The sequence below is a fragment of the Methylobacterium sp. WL6 genome (genome assembly GCF_008040095.1).
In the GTDB taxonomy this organism is placed as follows: Bacteria; Pseudomonadota; Alphaproteobacteria; order Rhizobiales; family Beijerinckiaceae; genus Methylobacterium.
Map to the genome: position 1 here is coordinate 1 of NZ_VRVH01000129.1, position 12687 is coordinate 12687.

Annotated in this window: 11 protein-coding genes; 8 read left to right on the plus strand and 3 right to left on the minus strand. The window is 70.2% G+C overall.

The features are described from left to right. Positions 1 to 388: 388 nt before the first annotated feature. The 7 genes from ruvB (at position 389) to tolB (ending at position 7337) form a co-directional block, all read left to right on the plus strand. Complete coding sequence (gene ruvB / locus FV230_RS16605; RefSeq protein ID WP_147843182.1) at positions 389 to 1450, plus strand: Holliday junction branch migration DNA helicase RuvB; 1062 nt, start codon at positions 389 to 391, stop codon at positions 1448 to 1450. Between the two features lie 375 nt (positions 1451 to 1825). Then, positions 1826 to 2548 carry a DUF4142 domain-containing protein gene (locus FV230_RS16610; protein WP_147843183.1) on the plus strand — a complete coding sequence of 241 codons (723 nt, stop codon included), beginning with the start codon at positions 1826 to 1828 and terminating at the stop codon, positions 2546 to 2548. Positions 2549 to 2797: 249 nt separating this feature from the next. Next, a complete protein-coding gene (ybgC, locus tag FV230_RS16615; protein WP_147843188.1) occupies positions 2798 to 3226 on the plus strand; it encodes a tol-pal system-associated acyl-CoA thioesterase in 429 nt (142 codons plus the stop codon). 177 nt (positions 3227 to 3403) lie between these two features. Continuing rightward, positions 3404 to 4120, plus strand: coding sequence for a protein TolQ (gene tolQ / locus FV230_RS16620; RefSeq protein WP_147726885.1), 717 nt, complete (start codon positions 3404 to 3406; stop codon positions 4118 to 4120). A gap of 25 nt (positions 4121 to 4145) precedes the next feature. Further along, positions 4146 to 4592: a biopolymer transporter ExbD gene (locus tag FV230_RS16625; RefSeq protein ID WP_187274707.1), complete on the plus strand. Its 447-nt coding sequence runs from the start codon at positions 4146 to 4148 to the stop codon at positions 4590 to 4592. A gap of 7 nt (positions 4593 to 4599) precedes the next feature. Beyond that, the gene (gene tolA / locus FV230_RS16630) at positions 4600 to 5922 is read left to right on the plus strand and encodes a cell envelope integrity protein TolA (RefSeq protein WP_147726883.1); all 1323 of its coding nucleotides are present in this window, start codon (positions 4600 to 4602) and stop codon (positions 5920 to 5922) included. A gap of 74 nt (positions 5923 to 5996) precedes the next feature. Then, entirely contained in the window at positions 5997 to 7337 is a 1341-nt protein-coding gene (gene tolB, locus FV230_RS16635) for a Tol-Pal system beta propeller repeat protein TolB (protein ID WP_147843184.1), read from the plus strand. Between the two features lie 375 nt (positions 7338 to 7712). Here the strand turns inward: tolB and FV230_RS16640 are convergent, their stop codons facing one another. Next, on the minus strand, positions 7713 to 7961 hold the full coding sequence (locus FV230_RS16640; RefSeq protein ID WP_147726879.1) for a hypothetical protein: 249 nt from the start codon (positions 7959 to 7961) through the stop codon (positions 7713 to 7715). A gap of 104 nt (positions 7962 to 8065) precedes the next feature. Continuing rightward, entirely contained in the window at positions 8066 to 9298 is a 1233-nt protein-coding gene (locus FV230_RS16645) for an MFS transporter (RefSeq protein ID WP_147843185.1), read from the minus strand. A 321-nt stretch (positions 9299 to 9619) separates the two neighbouring features. Here FV230_RS16645 and FV230_RS16650 point away from each other — a divergent pair, with 321 nt between their 5' ends. Then, a complete protein-coding gene (locus FV230_RS16650; protein ID WP_147843186.1) occupies positions 9620 to 11095 on the plus strand; it encodes a PAS domain-containing methyl-accepting chemotaxis protein in 1476 nt (491 codons plus the stop codon). A gap of 11 nt (positions 11096 to 11106) precedes the next feature. Here FV230_RS16650 and FV230_RS16655 read toward each other — a convergent pair. Next, the coding region (locus FV230_RS16655; RefSeq protein ID WP_147843187.1) for a PAS domain-containing sensor histidine kinase at positions 11107 to 12687 on the minus strand (1581 nt) is incomplete at its 5' end.

Consider the following 12687-nt stretch of genomic DNA (forward strand, 5'->3'; position numbering starts at 1 on the left):
GCCACGCAGGCCGCACGGGCCGGATCGGGCGCCGCCATCGACGCTGCCCCGAGGATCAGCGGCAGCACCGCCGTCGTGGCGAGGAGGCGACGGCGCGGCGGGCAGGATACGAGGTGCGGCATGCGGCCCATCCGAAGGCGCGAAGAGACGATCCGGCGATCGCGCGACGGCGCGGTCGTCGGTCCGGTGCCGGGAACGACGGCACGGGGCGGCGGTGAAGACAGGGGCCAGGAGGCCGGGAAACGATTAACGCGACCTCAACCATGCCGAAGAAAAAACAATCGAGGGTTGTTTTTCGGGCTTGGCCGGACGATCCGACGGCGGCGAGGCGCGCTTAGACATCGCCGCGGGCGCGGGTTAGGAGGATCGCATCCCCAGCCGAGGCTCCATGAGCAAGCCGAAACCCCTGACCAGCGCGATCCTCGACCCGGAGAAGCGGGCCGACGACGTCGATCAGACCATCCGTCCGCTAAGCCTGTCCGAGTTCATCGGGCAGCGGGCGGCGCGCGCCAACATGGAGATCTTCATCCAGGCGGCGAAGATGACCGGCCAGGCGCTCGACCACGTCCTGTTCGTTGGGCCGCCGGGCCTCGGCAAGACCACCCTGGCGCAGATCGTGGCGCGCGAGCTCGGCGTAAACTTCCGCTCGACCTCCGGGCCGGTGATCGCCAAGGCCGGGGATCTGGCGGCCCAGCTCACCAACCTCGAAGAGCGCGACGTGCTCTTCATCGACGAGATCCACCGCCTCAACCCGGCGGTGGAGGAGATCCTCTATCCGGCGATGGAGGATTACCAGCTCGACCTGATCATCGGCGAGGGGCCGGCGGCGCGCTCGGTCAAGATCGAGCTGCCGAAGTTCACGCTCGTCGGCGCCACCACCCGCGCGGGCCTGCTGACGACCCCGCTGCGCGATCGCTTCGGCATCCCCATCCGGCTCGAATTCTACGACATCGACGAGCTGCAGCTCATCGTCAGCCGCGGCGCGCGGGTGCTCGGGCTCGGCATGTCCGACGACGGCGCCAACGAGATCGCCCGGCGGGCCCGCGGGACCCCGCGCATCGCCGGCCGCCTCCTGCGCCGCGTGCGCGACTTCGCCGTCGTCGCCGAGGCGCCGACCGTGACGCGGGCGATCGCCGACCGGGCGCTGAAGCTGCTCGACGTCGATCCCGTCGGCCTCGACGTGATGGACCGAAAGTACCTGACGATGATCGCGAAATCCTTCGGCGGCGGCCCCGTCGGGATCGAGACCATCGCGGCCGCGCTCTCGGAGCCCCGCGACGCGATCGAGGACATCATCGAGCCCTACCTGATCCAGCAGGGTTTCGTGATGCGCACGCCGCGCGGGCGGGTGCTGACGCAGCATGCCTTCAAGCACATGGGTTTCGCCATGCCCAAGCGCGACCCGATCACGCAGATCGGTCTCTTCGTCGAGGACGAGCCCGAGACCTAGTCCGTGCCGTCGCATTGCCGAAGCGACCGTCCGAGGACGGGACACGAAGTCGCGCTTCATCGAGTTCCGCCGCGGCGCAGCGCCGTCGACGCATGCCGTTCCACCGGTTCAGCTATGCCATGTCGGCATAGGACGCGGTTCGGAAACTTGTCACATGCCACCGCCATAAAACAAGCAAGTCATTGCGATTAATTAGAAAACCAATGTTCCGCGTACCGCTTCACAACGCCGCGATGGCTCGGTTCGTCGGCTCAGCATGTGCCGGAAGCGTGGCTACGTAGTTCGCACGTGCGGAACGAGCGGCGATCCGACCCGTTGTGCCCGCAATCGCCGGGGGCCTCGACGCACCGGCGAACCACAAAGGATCGTTCTCCTATGAAGCGTACCGCCACCCTCGCCGTTCTGGGCCTCTCGCTCGCAGCGCTGACCGCCCCCGCTTTCGCCCAGGACGCCCTTCCTATCCGCGTCTCGCCGTTCGAGCGCGGCGTCGGCGCCGCCGGCACCGACACTCCAGAGTTCCGCGCCGAGGCCCTTCGCTCGGATGCCGTGAGCATCGAGTCGAGCCGCATCGCCCTGGAGCGTTCGCGCAACCCGCAGGTCCGGAACTACGCCAACCGCGTGATCACCGAGCGTGAGGCCACCACCAAGGCGCTCCTGCCCGAGGGCACGTCGCTGTCCTCCGGCGGCACCGTCGTCTCGGATCGCCAGGGCTTCGACACTCGCATCGACAACCCAGTGGGCCTCGTGCTCGCCCCGGTGACCATCGCCGCCAACCTCGGCACCAGCATCGTCGGCGGCGTCCTCGGCGGCGTCGGCATCATCGACAACAGCCCGACCGAGCCCGGCCGCCGCGTCGCGATCGGCCCGAACGGCCAGAACCGGATCGAGCGCCTGAAGTCGGCCCGCAACGGCCGCGACTTCGACCGCACCTATATCGATCAGCAGGCCCGCTCGGACGCCCGCACCCTCGAGCTCTACGAGACCTACTCGCGCAACGGCGACAACGCCGCCGGCCGCCAGTTCGCCAACGAGGCGCTGCCCTACATCGCCAACGAGCACGGCCACTCGGCCTCGCTCGCCAACCGCATCGGCGGCTGATCCCGCTTCGGCATCGTCGAAACGGATTCACTGACGGAAGGGCCGCCCTACGAGGGGCGGCCTTTTCGCGTTCGCGAGGGCCTCGTCTACTCCCTCCGCCCGCCATGCCGTCGCCATGTCTGCCCGTCATCCCGGAGCCGCGCGGCCCCGCGATGACGGGAGGGTGGGGACGGACCCTCGTCCGATCCGTGCCCGACGGGACGTCGGCCCTTGCCACCGTCCCGCACCGCCCTGCGGCAGCAGAAGGACATCGAACCCGTGACGTCATCGATCGATGCCCAAGCGCTGCCGGTGCGCGTCTACTACGAGGACACCGACTTCTCGGGCTTCGTCTACCACGCGAGCTACCTGCGCTTCATGGAGCGCGGGCGCACCGAGCTGCTGCGCGGGCTCGCGGGCGACCAGTCCGAGCTGCACCGGGAGGCGGACGGCCTCGTCTTCGTCGTGCGCCGCATGGAGATCGACTACCTGAAGCCGGCGCGGATGGACGACGTGCTCTCCATCGTCACCAGCACGCGCGAATTGCGCGGTGCCTCGATGCACCTGCACCAGGAGGTCTGCCGGGACGGCGTGGTCCTCGTCCGCGCCGAGGTGGTGGTCGCCTGCGTCCGCGCGGGCCGGGCGATCCGCCTGCCCGACGCCCTGCGCCGCGCTCTGGCTCCTGCAACCCTTCCTTAACCAACCCGCCCGCTTATGCGGTGGGAAAGCGACGCCCCGCGTGCACCGCACCCGGCCCTTACTTTCGACAGATTCGAACGCGATTCCCTTTGAATTCGCTCGATGATTTCGGATGGAGCGCGCTGGCCCGCCGGGTCGTCGCGCCGCCGCCGTCGAGACGTCCGAGGACCAAAGCCCATGAACCCCGCAGATGCGATGCAGGCCGCGCCCGTCGCCGACATGACGCTGCTCGGGCTGTTCCTCCAGGCCCACATCGTCGTCAAGTTCGTGATGATCGGGCTGCTCGGCTCCTCGATCTGGTGCTGGGCGATCATCGTCGACAAGACGCTGCTGTTCCGGCGCACCAAGGACGAGATGGATGCGTTCGAGGACGCGTTCTGGTCCGGCCGGTCCCTCGAGGAGCTGTATCGCTCGTTCAACGACCGCCCGGCCACCGGCCTCGCCGCGCTGTTCGTCGCCGCCATGCGCGAGTGGAAGCGCTCGTTCGAGGGTACCGGCCGGCAGATCCAGTCGCTGTCGCAGCGCATCGACAAGGTGCTGGACGTGACCATCCAGCGCGAGGTCGAGCGCCTCGAGGGCCGCTTGCTGTTCCTCGCCTCGATCGGCTCGGCCGGCCCCTATATCGGCCTGTTCGGCACGGTCTGGGGCATCATGACCGCCTTCACCTCGATCGCGGCCTCGAAGAACACCTCGCTCGCCGTCGTGGCGCCGGGCATCGCCGAGGCGCTGTTCGCCACCGCCATCGGCCTGTTCGCGGCGATCCCCGCCGTGCTCGCCTACAACAAGCTCCAGGCCACGGTCGCCAAGCAGCAGTCGCGCCTGGAAGGCTTCGCCGACGAGTTCTCCGCCATCCTGTCGCGCCAGATCGACGAGCGCCTGTCGCTCGCCGCCTGACCGAAATCCGCGAAGGGATCGACACATGAGCATGGCGGCGGGCGCGCAGGGCGGCGGCAAGCGGCGGCGGCGGGGACGCCGCGGCGGCGGCCCGATCAACGAGATCAACATGACGCCGTTCATCGACGTCGTGCTGGTGCTGCTGATCATCTTCATGGTGGCGGCCCCCATGATGACGGTGGGCGTGCCCCTCGACCTGCCGCAATCCAAGGCCTCGCCGCTGAACTCGGACACCAAGCCGGTCACGTTGTCGATCCGCCAGTCGGGACAAGTCTTCCTCGGCGAGGACGAGCTGACCGACGACACCATCATCCCGAAGCTGACCCAGGAGGCCAAGTCCGGCTTCGAGGAGCGCGTCTTCGTGCGCGGCGACAAGCGGGTCGATTACGGCCGCGTCGCCCAGGTGATGGCGATCGTCACCGGCGGCGGCTTCAAGAAGGTGGCGCTCGTCACCGAGCCCGAGCAGCGGTAGCAGACCTGTGAGGCTTCCCTCCTTCCGCAGCGAACCGGGCTTCTGGGTCTCGGCCGGCACCCATGTCGGGCTGCTGGTCTTCGCCCTGTTCAGCGTCGCCGCGCCCGCGCTTCCCGAGGCGCAGGAGGGCGTGCCCGTCGAGGTGATCACCGAGAACCAGTTCTCGGAGCTGACCAAGGGCGAGCGCAACGCCGAGAAGCCGCTGTCGGACGCCAAGCCGCGGGCCGACAAGAAGGCCGAGAAGTTCGAGGAGAAGGAGCCGGAGAACGCCAAGGTCGATTCTCCGACCGCGCCGACGCGCACCAGCGACATGAAGCTCGCCAACGCCGACGAGATGCCGCTGCGCGTCAACGAGCCCGATCCCGCCGCCGAGACGGCGAAGGCCGCCAAGATGGCCAAGGAGAAGGCGGACGCCGAGAAGGCCGAAGCCGCCAAGGCCGAGGCCAAGGCGGAAGCGGCCAAGGCCGCGGCCGCGGAGAAGGCCGCCGCCGCGAAGGCCGAAGCGAAGGCCGCCGCCGAGGCCGCCAAAGCCGAAGCCGTGAAGCGCGAGCAGCTCGCCAAGCTGGTCGAGCGCGAGGAGGCCGAGGCGGCGGCCGCGGAAGCCAAGGCGAAGGCCGAAGCGAAGGCCAAGGCGGACGCGGCCAAGGAAGCCGCGAAGGCCGCCGAGAAGGCGGCGGCCGCCAAGGCCGAAGCCAAGGCGAAGGCGGAAGCCGAGGCCGAGCGCCAGAAGGAGATCGCCGAGGCGAAGGCCGAGGAGGCCAAGGAGAAGGCGGAGGCCGCCGCCGCGGCGAAGGCCGAGGCCGCCGCCAAGGCGAAGGCGAAGGCGGTCGCCGATGCGAAGGCCAAGGCCGACGCCGAGGCGAAGGCGCGCAAGCAGGCCGAGCTGGCCGCCAAGTTCAATGCTGGCGACATCAAGTCGATCCTGGCCTCGAAGGCGCCGTCGCAATCGACCGGCGCCACCGGCCACGAGGTCCAGCGCACGGCCTCGCTCGGCGCCGCCACCGGCACCGCCCAGCGCCTGTCGCCGTCGCTGCGCGACGCGCTCGTCGGCATGCTGCAGCAGCAGATCGAGCGCTGCTACTCGGCGCCTCCGGGCGCCGCCCAGGGGGTGGTGCTGCCGGTGCTCGACATCCGCCTGAACGCCGACGGCTCGCTCTCGACCGAGCCGCGGATCATGCGCGGTGGATCGAGCTCGGTCGACCAGTCGATCGCGCAGGCGGCATTGCGTGCGGTGCGCCGCTGCGCGCCCTACAAGATCCCGGCGCAGTACCAGCCCTATTACAACGACTGGAAGGCGATCAACGCGGAGTTCGAGTTCACCGCGACCTGACCGCCGACGCCGCCTTGACGACCTGACGCCAGGACCTCGCCGGCACCCCGTTCCAACGCTCCCGGACCAGACCCATGCTGCATCGATCGCTCACCCGGGCCCGGCACGTGCCCGCCGCCCTCTATGGCCTCGCGCTGCTGCTGCTGGCGACGCTCGGCCTCGCCGCGCCGGCGCAGGCCCAGCTTCAGCTCCGCATCGGCGGCGGCGCGTTCCAGCCGATGCCGATCGCGGTGACCGACTTCTCGGGCGACCCGAACCTCGGCGGCCTCGTCTCGAGCGTGGTGACGAACGATCTGCGCCGCTCGGGCTACTTCCTGCCGCTGGAGAAGGGCCGCTTCCCGGAATCGCCGAACTTCGATACCGCCCCCGGCTTCGAGAAGTGGCGCGCCGCGGGCGTGCAGGGCCTCGTCACCGGCCGCGTCTCGCGCGACGGCTCCGGCCGGCTGAAGGTCGAGTTCCGCCTGTGGGACGTCACCTCGGGCCAGCAGATCACCGGCCAGCAATACGGCACCGACGCCGCCAACGCGCGCCGCGCCGGCCACCTGATCTCGGACAGCGTCTACACCAAGATCACCGGTCTCGGTCCGTGGTTCGACAGCCGCATCGCCTTCGTCGACGAGTCCGGCCCGAAGGAGAACCGCCGCAAGCGCCTGATGGTGATGGACCAGGACGGCGCCAACGTCCGCGCGCTCACCACCGGCGAGAACGCCATCGTCGCGCCGCGCTACTCGCCCGCGACGCAGGACATCGCCTTCATGGCCCAGGCCACCGGCCACCAGCCGCGGGTGCAGGTGATCAACCTCGAGACCGGCAGCCGGACGGCGATGGGCAACTTCGACTCGATGAGCGCGAGCCCGCGCTTCTCGCCCGACGGCCGCCGCCTCGTGATGAGCGTGCAGCAGGGCGGCAACGCCGACATCGTCACCATGGACATCGCCTCGAAGGCGCAGCATTCGATCACCAACGGCAACGCCATCGACACCTCGCCGACCTACTCGCCGGACGGCGGCCAGATCGTGTTCGAATCCGACCGCGGCGGCTCGCAGCAGGTCTACGTGATGGGCGCCGACGGCTCGAACCCGCACCGGATCTCGTTCGGCGAAGGCTCGGCCTCGCAGCCGGCCTGGTCGCCGCGCGGGGACCTGATCGCCTTCACCCGCCAGCGCAAGGGCGGCTTCGCGATCTGCGTGATGAAGCCCGACGGCTCGGGCGAGCGCGTGCTCACCGAGGGCTTTCACAACGAGGGCCCGACCTTCGCGCCGAACGGGCAGTACGTGCTGTTCTTCCGCGACCCCGGCGGCCAGGGCGGCGGCAAGCTCTACATGGTCGACATCACCGGCAAGGTGGAGGCGCCGGTCCCGACGGCGTCCTACGCCTCGGACCCGACCTGGTCGCCGCTGCTCTCGGGGAAGTAGGCCTCGGCCCCGGGGCCACCTACCGGACGGGCTCGACCGCATCGCCCCGACCCTCCGTCGCGAGGGCGTCCCGGGCAAGCGCGGCTGCGCGATCGCGCAGCGCGGCGCGTTCGGCCTGGCCGGCATCCCGCCGCGACGGGACCGGATCGGAAGTCAGCGGCGTCGCTCGCTAGGCGAGGTCGATCGGTTCGCAGCTCACCGTCCGACGGGCTCGATCGACGGCCGAATGCCTGATCAACCTGCCATTATCCCTTCATGTCGCCTGAACGCATGCAGGAGGGATAATCGGTCGCGCGGCAGCGTCGAGGACGCCACGTGACGGGCGTCGTCCGTTCCAGGCCCCCGATCCGTCGACGGCCGCACGACGGGTCCGCCTCAGCCCCGCTTCTGCGCCTTCGTGTAGCTGCCGATCGCGGCCTGGCAGTTCGGCGACAGGCTGGCGCGGTTCTGCTTGAAGCAGGCATGCACCTCGGGGCTGTCCGGGGCGAACTCGCTGCACAGGGCGAGGTAGTCGCCGGTGCAGTTCTGCTTCAGCGCGGCGCGGTCGGGCACGGCCGACGCGTTCGGCGCGGCGAGCGCGGCGGTGGTGGTGAGGGCGAACGCAACGACGGTACGGACGAGCAAAATCTTCTTCCTCCACGAACCCGGACCAGCCGGGCGGCCGTCCGTAGAGCAGCGCATCCTGGCCGGAATGGGTTAGCTTGGCCGTTTGCCGTCGGTCGCCGGCCTCACCCCTCGCGCAGCAGGCGGTCGCGGGCCCGCAGGGCCGGGAAGATCCGGCCCCACAGCACCGCGACGAGCACCGTCGCGGCGCCGCCGACGACCACCGCCGGCACCGCGCCGATGAGCGCCGCGACCGAGCCGGACTCGAACTCGCCGAGCTCGTTCGAGGCGCCGATGAAGACGGTGTTCACGGCCGAGACCCGGCCGCGCATCGCGTCCGGCGTCTCGCCCTGCACGAAGGTCTGGCGGACGTAGACGCTGATCATGTCGGCCGCGCCCGTGACGAACAGGCAGGCCATCGACAGCAGCAGCGAGGTCGAGAGCCCGAACACGATGATGGCGAGGCCGAACACCGCCACGGCGCGCAGCATCCGCACGCCCGCATGGCGCCGCAGCGGCCGGTAGGCGAGCACGATCGCCGTCAGCACGGCGCCGGCGGCCGGCATGCTGCGCAGCGCGCCGAGGCCGAGCGGGCCGACATGCAGCACTTCGGCGGCGAAGATCGGCAGCAGGGCGGTGGCGCCGCCGAGCAGCACCGCGAACAGGTCGAGGCTGATCGCGCCGAGCACCACCGGGTGCGCGCGGATGTAGCCGATCCCGGCCGACAGCGTCGCCCAGGTCACCGGCGGCCGCTCCGTGACCGCCGCCGGCCGATAGCGGATCGCCGTGGTCGCGAGCGCCGCCAGCGCGAAGCTGGCCGACGCCGATCCGAACACGACCATCGGCCCGAGCGCGTAGAGGAAGCCCCCGAAAGCCGGCCCGAGCACCGACGCGCTCTGCCAGAGCGAGGCGTTCCAGGCGATCGCGGCGGCGAAGAGGTCGCGCGGCACCAGCGTCGGCAGCAGCGCCTGCAGGGCGGGGTTGGCGAAGGCGCGGGCCGTCCCGATCAGCACGACGAGCCCGTAGACCGGCCACACCGCGCTCGCGCCGCTCCAGGCATAGGCGAGAAGCGCCGCGCTCGTCGCCGCCTGCACCGCGAAGGCCGCCGCCGCCACGAGGCGGCGGTCGTAGGTGTCGGCGACGTGCCCGGTGATCAGCGCGGCGAGCATCGCCGGCAGGAAGCCCGCCAGGCCGACGAGCCCGAGCGCCCAGGCCGAGCGGGTCAGGTCGTAGACGAACCAGCCGACGGCCACGGCCTGCATCTGGTAGGCGAGACCGGTCAGGAAACGGGAGATCCCGAACAGGCGGAAATCGTCGTTGCGGAAGACGGTCCAGCCGGATTGCGCGTGCTCGGGCATCGCCAGCGTCGTGGCGGCCGAACGAGGCCCGGTCAAGCTGCGGCCGGACCGAGCGCAGGGCGTTCGCCGGCGCCGCGCGATCGGTCGGATGCGTCCGGAACGCCCGATTCCGATATTCCGGCTGAGCTTGCAGCCTGAAACAACCGGAAGGTGTTGCCGGCAAGAAAGACCGCAGCGTGCTCGACGACCTCGATGCGTCCCGAATTTCGTCATTGGGCGCCGCGATCGCGAAGTCGTGTCCTGCTAAAAGTCGCGGTGGATCAAATTTTAAGCCTCGCCTGCCAAGCTAAAAGTCATGTCGCGCGCCGCGGGGTACTGACGATGACGATGTTCAACCAGAAGATGAGCGCCGTGATCGATGCGATCGATCGGTCTCAGGCGCGGATCGTTTTCGGCCTCGACGGGCGGATCATCGATGCGAACGCGAACTTCCTGACCCTGTTCGGGTATACGCTTTCCGAGATCCGAGGCGCGCATCACGGGATCTTGATGGAGCGCAGCGAGCGCGAGAGCGCGGCCTACCGCGCCTTCTGGGAAGCCTTGGCCCGCGGCGAGACCCAGGCCCGCTCGTTCAAGCGCGTGGCGAAGGACGGTCGCGAGATCTGGCTGCAGGCATCCTACAATCCCGTGCTCGATCGGCGGGGCCAGCCGGTGCAGATCGTGAAGCTCGCCACCGACATCACCGCCGAGACCATGGCCGCCGCGACCAGCCAGGGCCAGATCGACGCGATCAACCGCTCCCAGGCCGTGATCCACTTCACCCTCGACGGGACCGTCACCGACGCGAACGCGAACTTCCTCACGACGATGGGCTACCGGCTCGACGAGATCAAAGGCCGCCACCATCGGATCCTCGTCGACGCGGCCGAGGCCGATTCCCCGGCCTACGCCGCGTTCTGGAAGGCGCTGGCCGGAGGCACCTTCCAGGCGGGCGAGTTTCGCCGGATGGGCAAGGGCGGCAACGAGGTCTGGATCCACGGCGCCTACAACCCGATCCTCGATCGCGACGGCCGCCCCTTCGCGGTCGTGAAGTTCGCCACCGACGTGACCGCCCAGGTGCACGAGCGCCGCCGCCGCGCCGAAGGCCAGCGCCTGATCGAGGTCGACCTCGGCCACATCATGCAGGAGATGTCGGGGGTGAGCCGGCAGTCGACGGAGACCGCGCGCGCGGCCGCCGAGACCTCCGGCAACGTCCAGGCGGTCGCCGCCGGCGCCGAGGAGTTCTCGACCTCGATCGAGGAGCTGACGCGGCACGCGATCGACGCCAAGACGGCCTCCGACGAGGCGGTCGGCCGCTCCGACGAGGCGCGCACCATCATCTCCGGGCTCACCGCCTCGGCCGAGCGGATCGGCAGCGTGATCACCACGATCCGCACCATCGCCGACCAGACCAACCTGCTGGCGCTCAACGCGACGATCGAGGCCGCGCGCGCCGGGCAGGCCGGCCGCGGGTTCGCCGTCGTCGCCGCCGAGGTCAAGGCGCTGGCGACGCAATCCTCGCGCGCGACCGAGGAGATCGGCAAGCAGGTCACGGCCGTCCAGGAGGCGACCGCGGAGGCGGTGCGGGCGATCGAGCTGGTCGGGCAGACGATCGGGCAGGTCAGCCACATCTCGCTCAGCGTCTCCTCCGCGGTGACGCAGCAGGCGGCGGTGACGCGCGACATGTCGGTCAACATGCAGAACGCGGCCGAGAGCGTCCAGCGCGTCCGGCTGAACATGGACGGGATCGCGGAAGCCTCGCGGACGGTGGACGGCCGCGTCCAGGCGGTGGCCGAGGCGGCGCGGGCCCTCGGCTGACGGAAAGCGGCCTACTCGGCCGCCTCGGAGTCGCGCGCCGACGGCATCGTCGGCGCGACGATCGGGAAGCTGCAGCTGACGCAGGTGCCGGCCCCGGGCCGCGAATCGAGCGACACCCGGCCGCCGTGCAGCTCGACGAAGGAGCGCACGATCGACAGGCCGAGGCCGACGCCGCGGTGGCGGGTGCCCAGCGTGTGGCTCTCGAAGCGGTCGAACACATGGGCGGCGATCTCCGGCGGCATGCCGCGGCCCTGGTCGCGCACGCTGAGCACGAGGTCGCCCGCATTCCGACGCGCCCGAACGGTGATGCTCTGGCCCGCGCTGGAGAAGCCGACCGCGTTCGACATCAGGTTGAACAGGATCTGGCGCACGCGCTTGCCGTCGACGAACACGCTGCCGATGTCGTCGGGCACGTCGAGGACGAGGTTCAGGTCGGATTCCGCGAGGCGGTCCTCGATGCCGAGCAGGGCCGCCTCGACGGTCGCCTGGACGTCGACGGTCTCGCGCTGGAGCTCGAGCGAGCCGGCATCGATCGAGGCGAGGTCGAGGATGTCGTTGATGATCACCAGCAGCGCCCCCGACGAGCGCATGATGTGTTCGGAATACTCGCGCTGGCGCGCGTTGAGGGCGCCGACCGTCTCGTCGCCGAGCAGCTGGGTGAAGCCGATGATGTTGGTCAGCGGCGAGCGCAGCTCGTAGGAGACGTGGTGGACGAAGGTGTCGCGCAGCTGCGCCGCCTTCTCCAGCGCGTCGTTCTTCTCGGTCAGCGCCCGCTCGACGTTCACGCTCGCGGTCACGTCGATCAGGGTGATCAGCGTCGCGCCCTCGGGCAGGGGCTGGGCGGCACAGTCGAGCACGGTGCCGTCGACCATCTCGAGCTTGCAGGCGAGGCCGGTGCGGGACTCTAGCCCGACCACCGCGTCGCGGATGTCAAGCCAGGGCTCGTCGGCCGGCGCCAGCACGCGGCACGCCTCGATCACCGCCTCGACGTGCGGACGCGCCTCCAGCGTCTCGGGGTCGAGGCGCCAAGCGGTGGCGAAGGCGCGGTTGGCGAAGGTCAGGCGGCCGTCGGCGCCGAAGACCGCCACGGGCTCCTTGAGGGTGTCCAGCGTCTCGGCCTGCACCCGCATCAGCGCGTTGTAGCGGGATTCGAGCTTCATCCGGTCCGAGACGTCGTCGAACAGGTAGGTGAGGCCGCCCTGCGGGTTCGGCTCGGCCAGCACGCGCAGCGTGCGGCCGTCGGGCAGGTACCACCAGGCGGGGTTCGCCTCGGCCGAGCGGTAGGCCGCGAGCACGCCCTGCTTCCAGCTGCGGAAGTCGGCATGCTCCTCCAGCTTCCGCTGGGCGCGGAGATGGTCGAGGATCTCGCCGTCGAGCGGGCGCCCGTCGAGGAAGCCCTGGTCGAGCTCCCAGAGCTGGCGGTAGGCGGCGTTGTGGAAGATCAGGCGCTGCCCGGCATCGAACATCGCCACCGCGGTCGGCAGCTGGTCGAGGGTGCGCACGTTCGCATCCATCTGGCGCTGCAGGTCGGCGCGGACGCTCTCCAGCTCGGAGACGTCGACCGCGATCCCGACCCGCCCGCCCTCCAGGGC